The sequence below is a fragment of the Thalassotalea profundi genome (assembly GCF_014653195.1).
Taxonomy (GTDB): Bacteria; Pseudomonadota; Gammaproteobacteria; order Enterobacterales; family Alteromonadaceae; genus Thalassotalea_B; species Thalassotalea_B profundi.
Genome location: NZ_BNAH01000010.1, coordinates 63,043 through 82,581, shown reverse-complemented (window position 1 = coordinate 82,581; position 19,539 = coordinate 63,043). Strand labels below are relative to the sequence as shown.

22 protein-coding genes and 1 riboswitch are annotated in these 19,539 nt (G+C 35.2%); of the genes, 10 read left to right on the top strand and 12 right to left on the bottom strand.

Annotated elements, in window-relative coordinates; translation table 11 throughout:
* Positions 1-13 precede the first annotated feature (13 nt).
* On the top strand, positions 14-1,123 hold the full coding sequence (ribBA, locus tag IE155_RS12760; protein WP_189378628.1) for a bifunctional 3,4-dihydroxy-2-butanone-4-phosphate synthase/GTP cyclohydrolase II: 1,110 nt from the start codon (positions 14-16) through the stop codon (positions 1,121-1,123).
* Between the two features lie 96 nt (positions 1,124-1,219).
* Here the strand turns inward: ribBA and IE155_RS12755 are convergent, their stop codons facing one another.
* Entirely contained in the window at positions 1,220-1,945 is a 726-nt protein-coding gene (locus IE155_RS12755; protein WP_189378627.1) for a siderophore-interacting protein, read from the bottom strand.
* Between the two features lie 27 nt (positions 1,946-1,972).
* Positions 1,973-2,455 carry a DUF2798 domain-containing protein gene (locus tag IE155_RS12750; RefSeq protein ID WP_506054833.1) on the bottom strand — a complete coding sequence of 161 codons (483 nt, stop codon included), beginning with the start codon at positions 2,453-2,455 and terminating at the stop codon, positions 1,973-1,975.
* Between the two features lie 82 nt (positions 2,456-2,537).
* On the opposite strand from IE155_RS12750, the gene IE155_RS12745 reads away from it, so the two are divergent.
* Complete coding sequence (locus IE155_RS12745) at positions 2,538-2,951, top strand: MarR family winged helix-turn-helix transcriptional regulator (RefSeq protein WP_189378625.1); 414 nt, start codon at positions 2,538-2,540, stop codon at positions 2,949-2,951.
* Positions 2,952-3,021: 70 nt separating this feature from the next.
* Here IE155_RS12745 and IE155_RS12740 read toward each other — a convergent pair whose 3' ends face one another.
* The 5 genes from IE155_RS12740 to IE155_RS12720 all read right to left on the bottom strand — a co-directional run bounded on the left by IE155_RS12740 (position 3,022) and on the right by IE155_RS12720 (position 8,758).
* Positions 3,022-4,641 carry a GGDEF domain-containing protein gene (locus tag IE155_RS12740; RefSeq protein ID WP_189378624.1) on the bottom strand — a complete coding sequence of 540 codons (1,620 nt, stop codon included), beginning with the start codon at positions 4,639-4,641 and terminating at the stop codon, positions 3,022-3,024.
* Positions 4,642-4,727: 86 nt separating this feature from the next.
* Complete coding sequence (locus IE155_RS12735) at positions 4,728-5,531, bottom strand: hypothetical protein (protein WP_189378623.1); 804 nt, start codon at positions 5,529-5,531, stop codon at positions 4,728-4,730.
* Between the two features lie 209 nt (positions 5,532-5,740).
* Complete coding sequence (dxs, locus tag IE155_RS12730; RefSeq protein WP_189378622.1) at positions 5,741-7,606, bottom strand: 1-deoxy-D-xylulose-5-phosphate synthase; 1,866 nt, start codon at positions 7,604-7,606, stop codon at positions 5,741-5,743.
* 16 nt (positions 7,607-7,622) lie between these two features.
* Positions 7,623-8,513 carry a (2E,6E)-farnesyl diphosphate synthase gene (ispA, locus tag IE155_RS12725; protein WP_189378621.1) on the bottom strand — a complete coding sequence of 297 codons (891 nt, stop codon included), beginning with the start codon at positions 8,511-8,513 and terminating at the stop codon, positions 7,623-7,625.
* Positions 8,510-8,758, bottom strand: a complete 249-nt coding sequence (locus tag IE155_RS12720) for an exodeoxyribonuclease VII small subunit (RefSeq protein WP_189378620.1) — start codon at positions 8,756-8,758, stop codon at positions 8,510-8,512. The genes ispA and IE155_RS12720 overlap by 4 nt, the downstream gene beginning before the upstream one ends.
* Positions 8,759-9,067: 309 nt before the next feature.
* Between IE155_RS12720 and pomA the strand changes: the two genes are divergently transcribed.
* From pomA to thiI, 3 genes are all read left to right on the top strand, one after another.
* Positions 9,068-9,832 carry a flagellar motor protein PomA gene (pomA, locus tag IE155_RS12715; RefSeq protein WP_189378619.1) on the top strand — a complete coding sequence of 255 codons (765 nt, stop codon included), beginning with the start codon at positions 9,068-9,070 and terminating at the stop codon, positions 9,830-9,832.
* An 11-nt stretch (positions 9,833-9,843) separates the two neighbouring features.
* Positions 9,844-10,797 carry a flagellar motor protein MotB gene (locus IE155_RS12710; protein WP_189378618.1) on the top strand — a complete coding sequence of 318 codons (954 nt, stop codon included), beginning with the start codon at positions 9,844-9,846 and terminating at the stop codon, positions 10,795-10,797.
* 185 nt (positions 10,798-10,982) lie between these two features.
* A complete protein-coding gene (gene thiI / locus IE155_RS12705) occupies positions 10,983-12,437 on the top strand; it encodes a tRNA uracil 4-sulfurtransferase ThiI (protein WP_189378617.1) in 1,455 nt (484 codons plus the stop codon).
* 32 nt (positions 12,438-12,469) lie between these two features.
* On the opposite strand, the gene IE155_RS12700 is transcribed toward thiI, so the two are convergent.
* From IE155_RS12700 to IE155_RS12690, 3 genes are all read right to left on the bottom strand, one after another.
* A complete protein-coding gene (locus tag IE155_RS12700) occupies positions 12,470-13,477 on the bottom strand; it encodes a GGDEF domain-containing protein (RefSeq protein WP_229817285.1) in 1,008 nt (335 codons plus the stop codon).
* Positions 13,478-13,672: 195 nt separating this feature from the next.
* The gene (locus IE155_RS12695) at positions 13,673-14,602 is read right to left on the bottom strand and encodes a ketopantoate reductase family protein (RefSeq protein WP_189378616.1); all 930 of its coding nucleotides are present in this window, start codon (positions 14,600-14,602) and stop codon (positions 13,673-13,675) included.
* On the bottom strand, positions 14,599-14,955 hold the full coding sequence (locus IE155_RS12690; RefSeq protein ID WP_189378615.1) for a VanZ family protein: 357 nt from the start codon (positions 14,953-14,955) through the stop codon (positions 14,599-14,601). The genes IE155_RS12695 and IE155_RS12690 overlap by 4 nt, the downstream gene beginning before the upstream one ends.
* A gap of 153 nt (positions 14,956-15,108) precedes the next feature.
* Between IE155_RS12690 and IE155_RS12685 the strand changes: the two genes are divergently transcribed.
* The 3 genes from IE155_RS12685 (at position 15,109) to rmf (ending at position 16,397) form a co-directional block, all read left to right on the top strand.
* Positions 15,109-15,591, top strand: a complete 483-nt coding sequence (locus IE155_RS12685; RefSeq protein ID WP_189378614.1) for a YajQ family cyclic di-GMP-binding protein — start codon at positions 15,109-15,111, stop codon at positions 15,589-15,591.
* An 89-nt stretch (positions 15,592-15,680) separates the two neighbouring features.
* The gene (locus IE155_RS12680) at positions 15,681-15,899 is read left to right on the top strand and encodes a DUF3820 family protein (RefSeq protein WP_189378710.1); all 219 of its coding nucleotides are present in this window, start codon (positions 15,681-15,683) and stop codon (positions 15,897-15,899) included.
* Positions 15,900-16,223: 324 nt separating this feature from the next.
* The gene (rmf, locus tag IE155_RS12675) at positions 16,224-16,397 is read left to right on the top strand and encodes a ribosome modulation factor (protein ID WP_189378613.1); all 174 of its coding nucleotides are present in this window, start codon (positions 16,224-16,226) and stop codon (positions 16,395-16,397) included.
* 53 nt (positions 16,398-16,450) lie between these two features.
* On the opposite strand, the gene mobA is transcribed toward rmf, so the two are convergent.
* Both mobA and moaA read right to left on the bottom strand, forming a co-directional pair.
* Positions 16,451-17,005, bottom strand: coding sequence for a molybdenum cofactor guanylyltransferase (gene mobA, locus IE155_RS12670; protein ID WP_189378709.1), 555 nt, complete (start codon positions 17,003-17,005; stop codon positions 16,451-16,453).
* A gap of 21 nt (positions 17,006-17,026) precedes the next feature.
* Positions 17,027-17,998, bottom strand: coding sequence for a GTP 3',8-cyclase MoaA (moaA, locus tag IE155_RS12665; RefSeq protein ID WP_189378612.1), 972 nt, complete (start codon positions 17,996-17,998; stop codon positions 17,027-17,029).
* Positions 17,985-18,142: riboswitch (molybdenum cofactor riboswitch) on the bottom strand. Its footprint overlaps the gene before it by 14 nt.
* Positions 18,143-18,333: 191 nt before the next feature.
* Here moaA and IE155_RS12660 point away from each other — a divergent pair.
* Both IE155_RS12660 and IE155_RS12655 read left to right on the top strand, forming a co-directional pair.
* The gene (locus IE155_RS12660) at positions 18,334-18,645 is read left to right on the top strand and encodes a YebG family protein (RefSeq protein ID WP_189378611.1); all 312 of its coding nucleotides are present in this window, start codon (positions 18,334-18,336) and stop codon (positions 18,643-18,645) included.
* Positions 18,646-18,669: 24 nt separating this feature from the next.
* The gene (locus IE155_RS12655) at positions 18,670-19,389 is read left to right on the top strand and encodes a M48 family metallopeptidase (protein ID WP_308433831.1); all 720 of its coding nucleotides are present in this window, start codon (positions 18,670-18,672) and stop codon (positions 19,387-19,389) included.
* Positions 19,390-19,539: the final 150 nt, after the last annotated feature.

Genomic DNA, 19,539 nt, shown 5'->3' with positions numbered 1-19,539 from the left:
TTAAGAGGTTGTCATGAATTTAAATACTCCGCAGGAGATCATTGAAGACATCAAATTAGGCAAGATGGTTATTTTGATGGATGACGAAGATCGTGAAAATGAAGGAGACTTCATTATGGCGGCAGAATTAGTTACACCAGAAGCTATCAACTTTATGGCAACTCATGGGCGTGGTTTAATCTGTATGCCAATGTCGGCTGAAAAATGTAAAAGACTTAACTTACCTTTGATGGTTGAAAAGAACGACGCACAATTTACAACTAATTTTACGGTATCAATTGAAGCAGCTGAAGGTGTTACCACTGGTATTTCTGCTGCTGATAGAGCCACGACAGTATTAGCAGCTGTTGATAAAAATGCTAATCAACACTCTATTGTTCAACCGGGCCATATTTTTCCACTTATTGCTAAAGATGGTGGTGTGTTAAATAGAGCTGGTCATACTGAAGCTGGTGTTGATTTAGCTCGTTTAGCCGGTTTAGAGTCTGCAGCGGTTATTGTCGAAATTTTAAATGAAGATGGCACTATGGCGCGTCGTCCTGATTTAGAGATTATTGCGCAAAAACATGATATTAAAATGGGCACAATTGCTGATTTAATAGAGTATCGAAATGCTAATGAAACCACCATAGAGCGAGTTTCACAATGTAAATTACCTACAGCATTTGGTGAGTTTGATTTAACTGTATTTAAAGACACAATTGACGGCCAAGCGCATTTTGCTTTAACTAAAGGTGAAATTAAACCAGATGAGCCAACGTTGGTGCGTGTACACTTAGAAAATACCTTTAGAGATCTGCTCTTTAGTCAACGAGAAAGTGTCGCAAAATGGCCTATTGGCAATGCATTAGAGCGTATCGGTAATGAAGGTGGCGTATTAGTCTTACTAGGCAAGCATGAGTCACCAGAAGAACTCATCGCACAAGTGCAAAAATATGCAAAACTAGATGCAGGCGAAACGGTTAAAGAAGTTAAGCGTCATGTAGGTTCTCGTAATGTCGGTGTTGGCTCACAGATACTGGCTAATTTAGGTGTGAGTAAAATGCGTTTACTCAGTTCACAAACAAAATATCATTCACTTTCAGGTTTTGGTTTAGAAGTGGTTGAGTATATTTCTGAATAAAAAAACACACTAAGCGTACAATCTAATTAAAATGCAGTTTTAGTCATGAAGCTTTGTTCACTACTAAAGCTGCGTTTTTACTTTTAGTGTGAGATATTACCTCTTTTGGTTCCAATAGGCGCTGGCATAAAGTTTTGATTGATCAAATTGACAGCGTGCGTTTAGGTGCGCTTTTAATTTTTTAACCATGCTTGCTTCAGCTGCTATAAATATAGCTGTATTGTTCAGGTTACTCCCTTTAGACTCTAGCCCTTTTAAAAAGTCATCTGTTAACTTATTAGGCGTGATTAACCAGTGAACTTTAATCGCTTTAGGGCGTATTAATTGTTGTACATCTCGTTTATCTGGTATTTGTATATAGGCATGTCCAACAGCATCTTTTGGTAGCTTCTCCAAAATACTTGCAATAGCAGGTAACGCGGTTATATCACCGAAGAATAAATGCGTCTCTGCAAATAAATCAGTATGTTTTGTATCGCCCGGGCCGGCTATGCCAAGGTAGTCACCAGCTTTAGCTTGAAGTGCCCAATGAGTTGCTAGCCCTTGATGGTCATTGACTGCAAAGTCGATCGTTAATGTTAATTTCTGCGGTTCAAAAGATCGAACGGTATAAGATCGCATCCATTTTTTAAATCCAAAATACATACCTAATCTAGGTTTTTTATCATTAATATTTGGATTTGGAAATATGAGTTTAACATGAGCACTTTCTTTATTTTCGGGAAAGTCTGACAGCGAACTACCCGTCAGAACAATTCGTCTCATATGTGGCGATAGATCATTAACTTCTAAAACTTGTGTCATACGCATAGTGGGTTGCATAATGATACCTCTTGATAGTTTAAATTGTTAACCAGTTACGCTTGATAGACATTTTTCAATTTTTGGCTTAATGACTAAAGTTATAAGGCATGAAAAGGTAAGACCTATTGGTAAGGCATATAGTAAGCTTTTGAAAAATAAATTATAAATTTCATAGTAAGACTTATCACTATGGTTATTTAGTACTGTGATTATTGCCATGATTGATTCCATTATCACAGCCATTAGTAAGCCTTGTAACAAGTTCTTTTGCAAATTGCTGCTAGCAGAAAATACACGATTAATGAATTTGTTCAGCATTGTAAATATGACACTGCCAATGGGGAGAATAACTAAAAGTGCAAAGAGGTAAGTACTCAACCAAGTATTTAAAAAGTTTTTAGATGTTGAATGGTTGCTCCATGTCATAATAGCTGTAATAGTGCCAATTAAGGTCATCATGATGGTGAACATAAAGAGTACTGTTACTGATTTTTTTGCATAATAAAATCCAATAAATGTAGTTAACAAAGTCAACTATATTTCATGTTGGTTGATATTGTCAATCAATATGTTTTTATTTAATTATCTAGATTTTTTGATAGGGGAAATAATGGAATTAAGTGAGGCGCTTTTTAGTTTAGTACATGCGGTGCGTAAGAATATGAAACATGAGATAAAGCAATTAGCATTAGATTTATCTCCAATGCATTTGAAGTCATTAAAAGTGATCTCATTAATAGATGGCTGCACTGGGCAAAAACTCGCTGATTTCATGGACCGAGATAAAGCACAAATTAATCGGCTTATTAAAGAGTTGGTTCATCAAGAGTTAATTATAAAAACAGATAATGAACAAGATAAGCGCAGTCAACATATAGTCTTGTCTTCAAAAGGAGAGGAAATGATGAAAATGTTTAAAAATGTAGAAAAAAATGTATTTAATAGAATGGTTAATGATATTCCTTCTGCTCAAATTGAAGACTTCATTGATACAATACAATTGCTTAAGATTAATTTAGGGTAATCGTTATTGAGTTGTAATTTAATAGTTGAGCTGTTTATTCTCAAGTGCAGTTATTTTTATATCTGATATTTTAAGCCACTTGTACTTGGTTTCTACCTGAATTTTTAGCTTTATAAAGCGCATCGTCAGTACGTTTGAGTAATTCATCACTAGTTTGTGAATCAATTAACGTTGCTACACCTAAACTGATAGTAATTTTAACCTCGATATCAGCTAATACGAAACGATGGTCTTCTACTTTTTTTCTGATCCTATCAGCTAGTGCTGTAGCCGTGTTGGTATTTTTACCTAAACTGGTGATCGCAAATTCTTCACCACCAATTCGAGATACATTGTCAGAAGGACGTGTGTTACTTTTTAAAATATCAGCTAAGGTTACTAATACTTTATCTCCAGCAGCATGTCCATAGGTATCATTGATGGTTTTAAAGTGATCAATATCAATATAAATTATTGAAAAATCTAAGTGATTTCGTGTAGCGATGGATAGGTCATGTTTAATTGACTCCATAAATTTCCGACGATTAGCTAGCTGAGTGAGAGCATCTGTTCTCGCTTCTTTTTCAGCTTGTACACGTTCATGCTCGAGTAGTTGTGTGTGTTCTTTAATTTTTACTTTTAAACGTCGATTATGAAAGAATAAAGCGGAAATAAATAGAACAATTACAATTACTAAAATTTGTTTTTTAAAACTAAATATTGCTTGTAAAAAAGTCTCGTTTGAAATTGATGAGTAAACAAAACTGTTTAAATCGATGGGAGGCCCCTTTAAAATTCCTGTATTTCTGAGCTCGTTTTCAATAAATTGCCAACGCTCAGTATTCATGTATCCTAAAGGAATAATATCAGCATACATTAGCTGAATAAGCTGCTTAGCCTCAAAAGCAAGTTCTTCTTTTGATTTACCTTGGCTATTGTATTTTTGCATAATTATATCAATAGTTTCATCAATATTATTAATGGCATATTGCCACCCCTTTTTAGTACTTTCGGTAAAGTTTTTAACTTCTTCAGGACTATTTCTTACTTTATTCTCTAGTGTTAATAAGACATCTCCGTAAAAATCGATGCCGTGTTCAGCAGGAGTAAAGCTATAGAAATCAAGTTTTTCTTGCTGGAGAGTGAAAATTTCATTTGAAGAATAAATATTGTAAGCGTCAATATGACCTTGAATAAATTGCCCTAATGCTTGTTTACTAGGAATTACATTTAAGCTGTTAGCCGTTATATTATTTTTTCGAAACATGGCAATGATTTCAGCATTTATTAAGCCTTTAGTTACCATTACTTTTTTATTCGTTAGATCAGAAAGTTTAGGATAACGACTAATCAATAATGAAGGGGAGTGCTGGAAAAAAGTAGCTAAAGCTACTAATGGAATTCCATTAGCCCTATAAACAATAGCACCTGCCGCACCAATTGCGTAATCCACATCACCATAACTCAGTTTTTCAATGGGTGAAGGTCCAGGTGCACGTTCTATTAATTTAACGTCTAAGCCATGATGTTTATAATAGCCTTTTTCTTTGGCAATATAGTAACCGGCAAATTGAAATTGATGATACCACTTTAGCTGAACATTGATTGTTGTTAGTTCGTGCGGATTTTTTGTGGTATTTGCTAATACACACGTGGTTGAAAATAATATAAAAACAGCTATAAACTTAGCTGATACAGCAGATATTTTCATTGTTATTCCATCAGCAATGACCTATACAGGGTTAAGTATAGACAGTAATACGAAAATATCGAATGGTGAGCTTATTTTTGATTAAATTATTGTGCTTTATTTAGCGCGATAACTGCATTTTTATTTTCGTTAAGCGTTAATAGATTTTTATTTTTACGTTCCGTATAACCAAAAGTAGAGTCAAAGGTGGAGCTGCTTTCATTGGTTATTCTTACTAAACGTTGCTCTACTACTTGGTAGGTTGCATGTTCAAAACCTTTTGCCTTAACACTTAATACTATATATGCACGTCCTTTGCCGTTAAAGTCTATTTTTGTGCTAATGGGAATACCATTATCATCAATAACTACACTATAACTACTTTCAAACTTTTTTACATATTCACGTGTACGTTTGTCATTAATAATCGCACTAACCGGTAACTCAAAATTTAATTGGCGCAACTCCTCTCCATTAATAGTGATAGCTTCTTCATTAATAAAGTTAGCTTGGGCCATAGTTCTGATAATATCGCTAGCTGCAGATAATGTAGACTTTATCTCGGTAGCATTATTTTTATTAATGGCATTAAGGGTTGGTGTTTCTGCATTTTCATCTTTAATACGTTCACTTGCTTCGTGCTCAAGCTTAGCTAATATTTGATTGCTATAGGTAATTTGCAAGCCTTGGTGGTCGTCACTTAAATATACTTGTGCCTCACCACTTTTGACGATCTTGTTTTTACCTTCGCCTTGTTGATGATAGCTTGTTGTTATTAATGTTGCTGAAATAGGGGTGTTACTATTAAGTTTTTGCAAAGCGCGTTTGAGATCATTAAGACCGTCAGCTTTAGTGAGTAGAGGCACGAAACCGAAGAAAAGCATTAAATAGCTCGCAAAGTATTTAGTCACGGAACATCCTTTTTAAAATTATTTATTATTGAATAATGGATTGATTTTTAGCGTATGACTTCTTAACAATAAACTTATCTTTTAAATAGCGTTAACACTATTCCTATTAACATTTATATCGTAATTTAGAACAAGGTGTCTAGCACTGAAGCAGAACAGTGCTTTTATTCTTGTATTTTATTTGTGTTAAATTCGTTACAGTGAAGTGGTTACAAAGTTAAAAATGTATTTATTTTTGCAATAATACCATTACTATCTAGCCCTAACTCATGGTGAATTTCTTCTTGAGTGCCATGTTTAATAAACTGATCGGGTAGACCAATATTTAGTATTTTAATTGTTCTGCCTTGTTGTAATATATATTCATTAATAGCTGAACCAGCACCACCTGCAATTGCATTATCTTCAACGGTAATAATAATTTCATGTTCATCACAACATTTATCGATGAGAGCTGTGTCTAATGGCTTAATAAAGCGCATGTCAACGAGAGTCGCATTAAGTGTTTTAGCGGCTTCTGTTGCTTGGTTTAACATAGTACCAATGCTTAAAATGGCTATACGTTGACCTTTTGTAATAACCTTGCCTTTACCTATCTCAATGGTTTCGTTGATGTTAGGTAGCTCTTTGCCAATACCATTTCCTCTAGGGTAGCGGACTGCACAAGGCTGCTGTAATTTATGCCCAGTAGTCAGCATTAATTGGCATTCACGTTCGTCACTTGGCGCCATAATAACTAAGTTGGGAATACAGCGCATAAAGCTTAAATCAAACGAACCTTGGTGTGTAGGTCCATCAGCACCGACAATGCCAGCTCTATCGATAGCAAACATTACAGGTAGGTTTTGAATAGCAACGTCATGAATAAATTGGTCGTAACCGCGTTGAAGAAAACTTGAATAGATAGCGACTATTGGGTTATAGCCGCCAATAGCTAAGCCAGCGGCAAAGGTTACTGCATGTTGTTCAGCAATTGCTACATCATAGTACTGATTAGGGAAGCGTTGACTAAACTCAACCATACCTGAACCTTCGCGCATCGCGGGTGTGATGGCTACAAGTTTCTCATCTAATTCAGCTGTTTTACAAAGCCAATCACCAAATATTGTTGAATAAGTGGGCAAGCTTGGTTTGCTTTTGGGTAATGATGTTTCTTCAGGGTTAAACTTAGGTACCGCATGATATTTAATAGGGTCTTGTTCAGCAGCTTCGTAACCTTTACCTTTTTTAGTCGCAATATGGAGTAGTTGCGGGCCTTTTAAACTGCGCATATTGCTAATAGTATCGACTAATCCATTCACATCATGACCATCGATTGGTCCAATGTAATTAAAGCCTAACTCTTCAAAAAAAGTACTAGGAACAACCATGCCTTTAAGGTGTTCTTCAGCACGACTAGCAAGTTCTTTAATAGGAGGAATGTTTTTGAGTATGCGCTTGCCACCTTCACGAATGCCGGTATAAAAACTACCTGATAGCATTTTAGCTAAGTGGTTATTAAGCGCCCCAACGTTTTCTGAAATAGACATTTCATTATCATTGAGTATAACAAGCATATCTTTATGAATATCGCCTGCATGGTTGAGCGCTTCAAATGCCATACCCGCTGTCATCGCTCCGTCACCGATAACGGCAACGATTTTACGATTTTTTCCTTCTTTTTCTGCCGCAACTGCAAGGCCTAATGCAGCTGAAATAGAGGTACTTGAGTGACCTACGCTTAATACATCGTATTCACTTTCTTCACGCCATGGAAATGGGTGTAGACCTTCTTTTTGTCTGATGGTATGTAATTGATCACGTCGCCCAGTAAGTATTTTATGTGGGTAGGCTTGATGGCCTACATCCCAAATTAATTGGTCAAAAGGGGTGTTATAAACATAATGCAGCGCGACTGTTAATTCTATAGTGCCTAAGCCTGATGCAAAATGACCACTACTTTTACTTACAGAATTTAATAAATAACGACGTAATTCTTCACTCGCTTGTGGTAGTTGAGAGCGAGACAATTCTCGTAAATTTTTTGGTGCATCTATTTGAGACAACAAAGGATAGTCGTTAAGGTTTTTAGTCATAGTTTATTAGCCCAGTTTAACTGGTACGTTTTATTATAAAAGTAGCAAATTGCGACAAAGTTTGTGTATTGTAAGGTAAATGGGTCAAAGCTTGAAGTGCTTGTTGGTATAACTGTTCAGCTTTTTCTTGTGCGCCTTGTAAACCTAGAAGTGCAGGATAAGTGCTTTTATTCGCTGCAACATCAGAACCACTGGGTTTCCCTAACTCTTCATCAGTTGAAGTTATATCAATTATATCATCACGTACTTGGTAAGCTAAACCAATACTTTGGGCAAATATTGCGAGCTGCTGTTTTTCTGTATCAGTAACTTGCTCAGCACATTCAGCGACCATTAATACACAAGCTTCCAATAACGCGCCTGTTTTTAATGCATGTAGTTTTTCCAAGTCATTCAATGAAATGGCTTTGTCAGTCGCAGCTAAATCCATTGCCTGACCACCACACATGCCTTGATATCCTGCGGCATTCACTAATTGCTGGATTAATTTTACTTGCTTTGTTTGACTATAAACTGAGAATGTATGATTCGCGATAATATCAAATGCGAGTGTTTGTAAACTGTCGCCTGCAAGTATGGCTGTTGCTTCGTCAAAGGCTTTATGGCAAGTAGGTTGCCCTCTACGCAGATCATCATCATCCATAGCGGGTAAGTCGTCATGTAATAGCGAGTATGCATGTATACACTCTATTGCAGCGCCTATAGCTTGTGCATCTTTACTTTCTACATTAAGAGCTTTTCCTGTGATGTAAGCAAGGTAAGGGCGCATGCGCTTGCCACCAATTAAAAGACCGTAGCGCATTGCGGCTAACAATTTCTCATTATTAACAGTCAATTGATCAAGTTTATTGGTAAGAAAGCTATTAATTTGTTGTTGTAAATAATCGATTTCGCTTAATTGGCTCACTGCTCATTCTCTGCAACGTTGAAGTCTGCTAGGCTTTGTTGTCCATTTTGGGTGATTAACATTTGAATTTTTTGTTCTGCATCTTGTAGTTTTTCTTGACTAAGTTGACTTAAATTTAGCCCTCGTTCAAAAAAATTCATCGCTTCTTCTAAACTTAGTTCACCGGCTTCTAAGTTTTGAACAATTTGTTCTAATTCCTTGAGAGATTCTTCAAAGCTTAAGTTTTCTAATTTTTTTCGTGCCATAATTTTTTGTGCCAAAGCAATATATGAGATGCTATAGATAAATTGAATGAGGTCAATAGGCGCAAAGTTACCTTAGCTTGCTGCTTGGGTCAACGTAACATTAAGATATCTTTTTTACCGTTGAACCGTAATAGTAAAAAATTAATCTTAATTTTAAGTTAAGTTATTGACAATATGGGCGATAATAATAAGACAGTAACAATATAATATTTCATATATAGTCGCGTATATTTAAACCGTATTGTATTATCAAATAGTATTAACCAAATTAAGGTTGTTATTAAAACAACGTATTAAGGAGACTTTTTTGTGGATTTAGCTACGATACTGGGGATTTTAGGAGCTATTGGTTTTATCGTTATGGCAATGGTGCTAGGCGGTGATATCAACATGTTTATTGATACTCAGTCTATTCTAATTGTTTTCTGTGGTTCTACATTTGTTGTGTTATCTAATTATAACCTTGGGCAGTTTTTTGGTATTGGAAAAATTATCGCTAAGGCGTTCATGTTTAAAATTGAACAGCCTGAAGAGTTAATTGAAAAATCGGTTGAAATGGCAGATGCGGCGAGAAAAGGTGGTTTTCTTGCGTTAGAGGAAGCTGAGATATCGAATGCTTTTATGCAAAAAGGCGTTGATATGCTAGTTGATGGCCATGACGCTGACGTAGTAAAGGGTACATTACAAAAAGATATTAATTTAACCACTGAGCGCCATGAAAAAGGCATTGGTATGTTAATGGCGTTAGCTGAAGTTGCACCTGCAATGGGGATGATAGGTACTTTAATCGGCTTGGTGGCTATGTTGTCAAATATGGATGACCCTAAGGCTATTGGTCCGGCAATGGCGGTTGCATTGTTAACAACGCTATATGGTGCATTTTTAGCTAACGTAATTGCGATACCTATTGCCAATAAATTAAAACTACGTCTAGCCGAAGAAAAACTTAACCAAGAGTTAATACTTGATGCGGTACTTGGTATTCAAGATGGGCAAAACCCTAGAGTAATCGAAGGCTTGTTAAAAAATTATTTGTCAGAAAGTAAACGTGTCGTAAATACAACTGAAGAGTAACGAGATTAATTATGGCTAATCCTCCAGAATGTAAGTGCCCACCACCCGGACTACCTGCGTGGATGGGAACGTTTGCCGATTTAATGTCATTACTTATGTGCTTTTTTGTATTGTTATTATCTTTTTCCGAGATGGATGTACTTAAGTTTAAACAAATCGCTGGGTCAATGAAGTTTGCTTTTGGTGTGCAAAATAAAATTGAAGTAAAAGATATTCCTAAAGGTACAAGCATTATCGCGCAAGAATTTAGACCGGGTAAACCAGAGCCGACTCCTATAGAAGTTATCCAGCAACAGACCATGGAAATGACGCAACAAATGTTAGAGTTTCAGGCTGGCGATGAAACATCAGCGGGTGGGCGTCAGGAGCAACGAGGAACAGAACGTGGTGGACAATCGCAAAGTACAGATGATGCACAGTCTGCGCAAGCAGAACAACAAGCTAAAGCTGAATTAAAGCAAGCATCAAAAGATCAAGTTAATGAATTAGTGAAAAAAATAGCTGATCAAATGGAGAAACAGATCCAAGATGGAGCTATCGAGCTTGAATCTTTAGGACAGCAGGTCATTATACGTATTCGTGAAAATGGTTCATTTGCTGCAGGGTCTGCTTTTTTACAGCCAAAGTTCAAACCAATTATTCGTCAAATAGGTGAACTATTAACAACGATCCCCGGTGAAGTGATGGTATCAGGTAATAGCGATAATCAAGGGATAAACTCAGAGTTGTATAGCTCTAATTGGGATTTATCTACTAAACGAGCGGTTGCCATAGCACACGAATTAGTGAAAGTACCTGATTTTGATCAAACGCGTATGTTAGTTGTTGGTCATGCTGATACTCGACCCTTAGTACCTAATACTAATGCACTTAATCGTCGTCGTAATCGTAGAGTTGAAATAGCAATAAACCAAGGTAAAGCCAAAGTTTCAGAGCCTATTTCAATTTCAAGTGATGCTCAGTAAGTGTTTCGAATATACGAAATACAAGCTTAAAAGACACGATAAAAAACACTTTAGCAAGGGTATCTGTTTTGATGCCCTTATCTTTACCTAAAGACTTGTAACAAACTCAGTCGAATTGCTGATACCCAATTTAAGCTTATCCGTGTATAATTCGCGCCATTATTTTATGTGGATCCCCTTTTACTATGAAGTTTATCGTAAAATTACAAGCTGAAATCACCATTAAAAGCCGTCCTGTGCGTAAACGTTTTACTAAGATCTTAGAATCTAATGTTAAAAATGTCTTACGTCGGGTTGATGAGCAACTCACCACACGTGTTAATTGGGATAGCATTGAAGTTAATACCAAGAATAATAGCCCAGAAAATCGCTTAAAGTTGATTGAAACTTTAAAGTGTATTCCTGGTGTACCAGCATTTCTTGAAGTTCAGCAAATGGAATTTACCGATCTTCATGATATTTTTGAAAAAACCTTAGCGGTTCATGCGCAAACTATCGAAAATAAAACCTTTTGTGTACGTGTTAAACGTTCAGGTGAGCATGACTTTAAATCGTTAGATGTTGAGCAATACGTCGGTGGTGGTTTAAACCAAAATGTTGAAAGTGCTAAAGTTAAATTGAAAAAGCCAGATGTAACAATCCGTTTAGAAATTAAAAATAATGTTTTAAATATTGTCAGTAATGCATTCAAAGGCTTAGGTGGTTTTCCAATTGCGACTCAAGAAGATGTATTGTCATTAATGTCAGGAGGTTTTGATTCTGGTGTTGCTAGCTATCAAATGATTAAAAAAGGCTCTCGTACGCATTTTTGTTTCTTTAATCTAGGCGGCTCAGCCCATGAAGTTGGTGTTAAACAAGTAAGCTATTATTTGTGGGATAAATTTGGTGCATCACATCGCACTAAATTTTACGCGATTGATTTCGAACCTGTGGTTGCTGAGATCCTAGAAAAAATTGAAAATGGTCAAATGGGTGTTGTACTTAAACGCATGATGATGCGTGCTGCAGCTAAAGTAGCTGAAATGCGAGGTATTCAGTCATTAGTGACAGGTGAAAGTTTAGGCCAAGTGTCAAGCCAAACATTAACCAATTTAAACGTGATAGATAGAGTTACAGAGACTTTAATTCTACGTCCTTTAGTTGCTTATGATAAGCAAGATATTATCGATATTGCTCGACACATTGGTACTGAGGATTTTGCTAAAACAATTCCTGAATATTGTGGAGTTATATCTAAAAAACCTACGGTAAAAGCTGTTTTATCAAAAGTTGAAAAAGAAGAAGATAACTTTGATTTTTCTATTTTAGATAAAGTGGTTGAGGAAATGCGGGTATATGATATCCGTGATATTGGCCAAGAAACGGAAGCTGAGATTACTGCGGTTGATACGGTTGATAAAATTGGTAAAGATGAAGTCGTTGTAGATATTCGTAGTCCTGAAGAAGAAGATGAAAATCCGTTAACAATAGATGGCGTGGAAGTTAAGCATATTCCTTTTTATAAATTAGCCACACAGTTTGGCGATTTAGACAACTCTAAGCAATATTTATTGTATTGTGATAAAGGTATTATGAGTAAATTACAGGCGCTTTATTTACTTGATAATGGCTTTAGTAATGTAAAAGTATATCGAAAATAGAGTTATTTAATAAACATTAGCTTATCCACAAGCTATGGCTTAGGATATACTTCATTTCGTCCTGAATTTTTTGCTTGATATAAGTGTTTATCAGCATTGTTGATTGCTTCATCAATGCTGATATCACTATGTAATTGAACAACCCCCATACTTACCGTTATGTTAATGTCGTTATTCTCATAACGAATTAAATGATTCTGTACTTGTTTTTTGATTTTTTCTGCAAACACAAAGGCGTTTTGAGCGGATGTTTGCGGTAGAATGAATAAAAATTCTTCACCACCCCAACGAGCTACACAATCCTGTTCTCTTATGCTGCGAGTAAATAAGCTGGCAAGCTCAACTAAAACAGCATCTCCCGCATTATGTCCTAACTGATCATTAACTTTTTTAAAGTAATCTACATCGCATAAAATAATCGATAATGCTTCTTTATTACGTAATATTCTCGCTTGTTCTCGTTGTAAAATATGTAGAGCGTCACGACGATTAGATAATTGTGTTAATGGGTCGTAATTTGCCAGTTGCTCATATTTATTGCTTAACTCTAAAATGCGTTTAAAAGATTGTGTTCTTGAATATTCGTATAAGGCCGATAGGAAAGTTACTGTTAGAAATGAATAGATTAAACGTAATTTAAATTCAATACTGTAAGTTGTTACATTTATAGGCATAAACATAAACATGCCAATGATGATGATAAATAGTGCTATATCCGTTAAACCGCGTTTAAATCCATGGATATATAATGAGACTGGGGGGACAATATAAATCCATAAAGGTCCGGTATTCTCAACTCCACCTGTAAATACTAGATAAAACATGAGCAGATAAAGTGAGTAAAGAACAATAGCTGAGCTTAAGTTTGTGTTATTGAATTTTTTTAAAGAAAAATAACCTAAAAAATAAATAATACTTGCTAAAAACAGAGCCGCTGCTAAAAAATAATTTTCGTTAAATAACCCTAGAATTCCCATAGAAGCTGTAATAGACATCCCCACCAATGCAAATAAAGCAATTACATTTGTGTGATGGATCATCCTATTGTTGCTAGTGGTTGTTTTCAGGTTTTTTCTCAAAAATAGAACCCTATTAATATGCGAAGCTAAGTATTTGTCTCTTATTTAGCATATCAGTATTTGGAATAAATGCTATCTGTATCAAAATATAGATTTACAATATTTATGCTCTAGGAAAGCGCTAGTAATGGTTGAAACACTGTATGTTGGCTTACTTCATTTTTTATCTTGTAATTCAGTTGCTTTAACTTGTTGCCACAATAAAGAGTTTTGTGGTGTAGGTATTAGGTGTTTAATGCCAAGTTGGTGAATGTAGCCATTGATATAGTCTATTTCAGTGGAGCGTTTAGCTAGAATATCACTTCGCATAGAAGAGCTATTTTCAGCTGTTAGTAGGATTACTTGATCGACTATATTTAATAAGGAACCATGGTTAAGTTCAATGCCCTCAGCTTTTGCTACTGTAATAACTTCTTCTAATACTTGTATTTTAGTTTGATCGTATTGTTCTTGATTAACATCGCCATTCTTTATGTTATGAATGGCTGTGATCGGGTTAATAACACAATTTATTGCTAATTTTTCCCATTGTTTTTGTTGAATATTATCTTGCCAACTTGTTTGAGGGAGAGCGTTATCAATCGTCTTTATTAATTGAGCTTGTTTTTTACTGTTTAACGATCCACATACGAGACCAATATCTGTTTTTCCCAAACCAGTATGAACAATATCAAAAGGGGCATTAAGTTTTGCGCCATGGGTGATTAAAAAGCTAACAATAGTCTGAGCTTGCTTTATGGTGTCGGGGAGTTGTTCTTTTACCCCCATGCCATTGTGACATAAGGCAATAATGGTTTTTGAATTAAGGATATTTTGCAATCGTTTAAGTGCACTAATTACCTGAAACGATTTTACACAGACAATAATTAAATCTGCTTTAGTTATTGAATCATCATCAGCTGATACTAGTTTAATTTGTTCCAACTTATCAGGGGGATTGGCATTTAAGTTAGAAAAACTAAAAAAGGAAGGGGGGGGTTGTACGTTTTTTGAGCACACTATTTTTACATTATTAGCCGTAGATAAAGCTAAATATCTATACCACATTAAACCAATAGGACCTTGTCCAACAATAACGATATTCATTTTATACGGCTCTGCCGATAAATGGTAATTCCCCATCTTAATAGTGCAAACAGGGCTATACCCACTAAATCAGCAAAGAAGTCGCTTAATTCTCCGTTACGAAAACCTAAGTAATACTGTCCTAACTCCGTTAAAGCAGCATAGATGCTAATTGTGATAACACAGTTGGTTAATGGGAGTTTGAATATGCCATTTAATAGCCAAGTTAGTAGAAAAAAACTAATGATATGGCCAATAGAATCAATTTGTGTCCCTCTAAAAACGATGGCACGCAAATCATCCAACATAAAATAGGCGCAAAAACTGCTAATGAGAATAATTAATACAATAAGTAACTGGTAATGGCGATTCATTTTAAGCGAACTATTTGAGAAATTGGAAAATAGAGAATCATTTTAGCATGATAATTCAAAAGCAACACGCTCTTGGTAAATACTAAAATTAGGTTTAGCAATGATAAATACTTTGCTAGAATCTCGTTTATTTTTACTGGTTAGGATTGAGTTATGCCTTCAATGGATATTGTTTCTGAAATTGATTTGGAAGAAGTACGCAACGCAACAGACAATGCAAGTCGAGAATTAGATACACGATTTGATTTTCGTGGTGTTGAAGCTAGTTTAGAATGGAAAAAACCTAATGTTGTTATAAAGTCTGAAGGTGATTTTCAGGTTAAGCAAATCGTTGACATATTACGTTCGCAGTTAACCAAACGCAAGATTGATGCTAAAGCCATGGATGTTGGTAAATATGAGTTTTCAGGCAAAAACTGTACTGTACATGTATCTTTCAAAGAGGGAATTGAACAACCCGTCGCTAAAAAAATAGTGAAACTTATTAAAGATAGTAAGCTTAAAGTACAGGCTGCTATTCAGGGAGAGCAATTACGTGTAACGGGTAAAAAGCGTGACGATCTTCAAGCTGTGATGCAACTGGTAAAAAACAGTGAATTTGATCAATCTTTTCAGTTCACTAACTTTAGGGATTAACTTTTTAGTATCACTAAAATATAACCACTGTTTGAAAGGCGTGAAGTTTGCGCCTTTACAATAATTTTTTAAATGGTTTAGGTAATATAGTGCTTCCAGATCAACAAGAACTTATTAATACGGTTAATCAAGTTATGCCGTTTGGCAAGTATGCCGGACGAAAACTGTTACAGTTACCTGAACCATATTTAGTATGGTTTCATGGCAAAGGATTTCCTGAAGGTAAATTAGGCCAGCAATTGGCCCTGATGTATGAAATAAAATTAAATGGACTTGAAGAAATGTTAAAACCTCTACTGACAAAGTAATCACATTAATATTATTTTGAATAGATACTCAGATAAATTAGTATCTATTTTTAATAAATCGATTTGTTCTTAAAAACTTCCTTTTATATATTGCAGTTATATTTCATTTTTATTAACAAACTGTTTTTACAATGAATTCTTTTATGGCATTTATTGTTATCAATTATCGTATAATTTCTCCCCAAATTTTCAATTTTTCTTCGTGCTAAATGACTTGCAAAGCATCATGTTTTGATCTTAAATGAATTATCAAACATCGTTTATGTTTGGTTGTGTAATTGTTTAATAAAGCTATACTTATTAATAAGTTATGGAGATTTATAAATGAGAAGACAAAAAAGAGACCGCTTAGATAGAGCGTATTCAAATGGTTATCAAGCAGGCCTTTGTGGAAGAAATAAAGAAAATTGTCCCTACCAAAATGCTACGGCCAAATCTGAGTGGCTTGGAGGTTGGCGAGAGGCCGTCTCAGATCGACATTCAGGATTATTTAAATAGAATTTATTAGTATGTTAAGCCCTCAATAAAGAGGGCTTTTTATTGGCTATTATTTACTCTCGTATAAAAGAACGCTGAGCATGTTTCCACTGCTCTGGAGTATTGGTATTAAATAAGCAATTAGTGTTTGGCGCTGCAATTGTTTTATGTGGAATGGCTTTTACAAGCTGTCGAATTGAAGGCCCTTTACCCGAAGTTGTACTTAGTGATTTCTGTAAAAATAGTTCTACAAAGCTATTTACAGGAAGATATAGTGGTAAAGGATGATTTTCATAACTACATGCTTTTTGGCTAACTTCACCGACTATTTTTAATTGTTTCAATGTGTTGGCTTTTAATAGGGGTAAATCAATGGGAAGAATTAATAATGCTGTAGCGGGGCACTGCTCAATAACGCTGAAAATACCTGATAACGGACCTAAGTGTTGAAATAAATCTTTAATTTGGTAATTACTACCACTAATAACAATGTCGTCAACACCACATTGTTTTAGTATTGATTGGCTAAAGTCCAACATGGTTTCATGATTTCTTTGTAAAGTTGCTTTATCTTGTTTCATTCGAGAAGATAAACCACCAGCTAGCACTACGCCTAAAGTTTTTTGCATATTACTTATTTTCTCGTCCAATTATCCGCCAAGCATTGCTAGGTTTTCAGTAGCACCAACAAGTTTATCGTGTAAAAAATGAGTAGATTTTTTATTAGTAAGTAATTGTGCTATTTCATTTTTTAACATTGTATTGTCTGGAGACTGTAATAATTCACGCACAGAAATGCCAGAGTCTGAAAATAAACATAAATGTAATTTCCCTAACGCACTGATCCGCAAACGGTTACATGTTTTACAAAAATCTTTACTGTAAGGCATGATCAAGCCTATATTACCCGCATAATCAGGGTGATAAAATTCTTCTGCTGGCCCTGCTGTTTGTGATCTAATTTTCTGTTGCCAGCCTTGTGCGATGAGATCATCTTTAATCTGTGTACCTGAGACATGTTGCTCATTAAAGAAGCTTGTATTATCGCCTGTTTGCATTAGCTCAATAAAACGAACGGTAACGGGAGTCTCTTTTAACCAGTCATAAAAATAGTTCATATGCTGATGATTAAATGACTTCATTAGAACACTGTTGACTTTAATATTAGTGCAGCCTAATTCAAATGCTTTATCGATACCTTTTAAAATGTGCGGTAACTTATTGTGGCCTGTAATAGTGTTGAATAATCGAGGATCTAGGCTGTCGATACTAATATTTAGCGAGTTTAAGCCCGCGCTAAGCCATGAATCAATATGTTCTAATAGTTTATAACCATTGGTGGTTATGGCGACGGTTTCTATTCCTGGGGTTTGTTTGGCGATAGCAATGATCTGAGGAAGATCTTTCCTTAATGAGGGTTCACCACCGGTAATTCTAATTTTCTTTGTGCCTAACTCTGCAAATGTTGCAACAATTCTAGATATTTCCGTAACTGACAGAAAGTCTCTATCAGAGCCACACTGGTAGCCATCAGGCAAGCAGTAGTTGCAACTAAAGTTACACACATCGGTTATTGAAAGACGTAAGTAACTAAACTTGCGTCCATAAGTATCTGTTAACATATCACCTTTCCAAATGTCGGGAGGTCAAAGCGTTTCCATTTTGACCCTGGCGTTTAAGTAAATCACTTGATTTATTTAAACGCGGCTAAACAAGCATACCTAGAATGAAGGGGAAGCTTGTCAAGCTCGGCGAAATAAATTGAGTCTCATCAGTTTACGCAACTTATTTGAATATGTCTGTATTTATCGATAAATTGATTAGGATAATATTAAGAAATCAAATCAAATAGATTGATGCATTTCTGCTTGCATTAATAGATGATGAGCGTATATTACTGTTTATGTATACAGTTTAAAGTTATTTTTTTGTACTGATAGTGAATTAAGGGAAAACAATGGCAGTAGAAAGTAGATTTGTCGTCATAAGAAAAGGTGTAGAGGTAGAAACATTTATGGATAAGAAAGCCGCTGATGAATATGACAAAATGTTAGATATGGCTGATAACTTAGCTGAAATGTTTCAACAAGCGCCAGTGGAGTTATCTGAGGCCTTGCAAGAAGAATTAAGTATTTACCTTGCACAAAATAGAGAAAATGTTTTAATTGCTTTACAAGCCAAAAAGCCTAAACCGGCACCTAAACCAAAAGCTAAAGTGACAAAAGTGACAGAATTGGAAAAGACTAATAAAGAGAGTGATGCTGCTTAACCCATAAATACTTCATTTTCATTAGTGCAATATCAGTTAATCAGAAGTAAGAGACGTTCAATTTCTGTGCAAATTGTGGCGGGTAAAGTTGTTGTGCGGGCACCTTTGCGAATTAAAGAAAGTTATATTGATAATCTATTAATCAATAAATCTGCTTGGATTCAAGACAAATTGACTCAGCAGCTTCGTCAAAAAATAGATCAAAATCGTCTATGTACGGGCGGACAAATTTGGTTTGACGGCAAACTGTGTCCTCTTAATGTCACCTATGGTCTTAAAAATACCGTCAACTTTGACGGAAGTTGCATTAATATTGTTATTAAAACCATGCAAAAAGTTCTTAATCAATCAAGTAATGATCATGGTGTTAATGCAAACATCCCTGAAAAGTTAATAAAGAAAAAATTAGAAGTGTGGTTAAAGTCTCAAGCAGAGCATTATCTAATTCCTCGCTGTCATCAATATTCACAAGTCATGCTTTTAACCCCTAATACTATTACTATCAGACAATACAAAGCCCGTTGGGGGAGTTGTAACAGTTTAGGAAATGTGCAGTTTAACTATTTACTAATGATGGCGCCTAAGTGGGTTGTTGATTATGTTATTGTGCATGAATTGTGTCATTTACAGCATTTAAATCATAGCCGAGAGTTTTGGCAATTAGTTGAGCAATACTCGCCTGATTATATATTAGCTAAAAAATGGCTTAAAAAACATCAACAGAAATTACTCTGGTCTTTATAAATATTTCTTCTACTATTTCAAATTTGGCATAAAATTTGTTTGTTTTTACATCACTTTAGTCTCTAAAATTGGAAATAGTGATGAAAAAAAATGCTTATCGCTGGAAAATGACCAGCTTATATTTAATTTCGTGTGTTTTATCATTGGTTA

What these genes read in the sequence shown, in the direction of transcription:
- moaA (WP_189378612.1), bottom strand. Translation starts at nt 17,998, where the DNA reads ATGTTAACAGATACTTATGGACGCAAGTTTAGTTACTTACGTCTTTCA.
- IE155_RS12755 (WP_189378627.1), bottom strand. Translation starts at nt 1,945, where the DNA reads ATGCAACCCACTATGCGTATGACACAAGTTTTAGAAGTTAATGATCTA.
- ribBA (WP_189378628.1), top strand. Translation starts at nt 14, where the DNA reads ATGAATTTAAATACTCCGCAGGAGATCATTGAAGACATCAAATTAGGC.
- mobA (WP_189378709.1), bottom strand. Translation starts at nt 17,005, where the DNA reads ATGCAAAAAACTTTAGGCGTAGTGCTAGCTGGTGGTTTATCTTCTCGA.
- rmf (WP_189378613.1), top strand. Translation starts at nt 16,224, where the DNA reads ATGAGAAGACAAAAAAGAGACCGCTTAGATAGAGCGTATTCAAATGGT.
- IE155_RS12710 (WP_189378618.1), top strand. Translation starts at nt 9,844, where the DNA reads ATGGCTAATCCTCCAGAATGTAAGTGCCCACCACCCGGACTACCTGCG.
- dxs (WP_189378622.1), bottom strand. Translation starts at nt 7,606, where the DNA reads ATGACTAAAAACCTTAACGACTATCCTTTGTTGTCTCAAATAGATGCA.
- IE155_RS12685 (WP_189378614.1), top strand. Translation starts at nt 15,109, where the DNA reads ATGCCTTCAATGGATATTGTTTCTGAAATTGATTTGGAAGAAGTACGC.
- IE155_RS12660 (WP_189378611.1), top strand. Translation starts at nt 18,334, where the DNA reads ATGGCAGTAGAAAGTAGATTTGTCGTCATAAGAAAAGGTGTAGAGGTA.
- IE155_RS12740 (WP_189378624.1), bottom strand. Translation starts at nt 4,641, where the DNA reads ATGAAAATATCTGCTGTATCAGCTAAGTTTATAGCTGTTTTTATATTA.
- thiI (WP_189378617.1), top strand. Translation starts at nt 10,983, where the DNA reads ATGAAGTTTATCGTAAAATTACAAGCTGAAATCACCATTAAAAGCCGT.
- IE155_RS12690 (WP_189378615.1), bottom strand. Translation starts at nt 14,955, where the DNA reads ATGAATCGCCATTACCAGTTACTTATTGTATTAATTATTCTCATTAGC.
- IE155_RS12700 (WP_229817285.1), bottom strand. Translation starts at nt 13,477, where the DNA reads ATGATCCATCACACAAATGTAATTGCTTTATTTGCATTGGTGGGGATG.
- IE155_RS12695 (WP_189378616.1), bottom strand. Translation starts at nt 14,602, where the DNA reads ATGAATATCGTTATTGTTGGACAAGGTCCTATTGGTTTAATGTGGTAT.
- IE155_RS12720 (WP_189378620.1), bottom strand. Translation starts at nt 8,758, where the DNA reads ATGGCACGAAAAAAATTAGAAAACTTAAGCTTTGAAGAATCTCTCAAG.
- IE155_RS12745 (WP_189378625.1), top strand. Translation starts at nt 2,538, where the DNA reads ATGGAATTAAGTGAGGCGCTTTTTAGTTTAGTACATGCGGTGCGTAAG.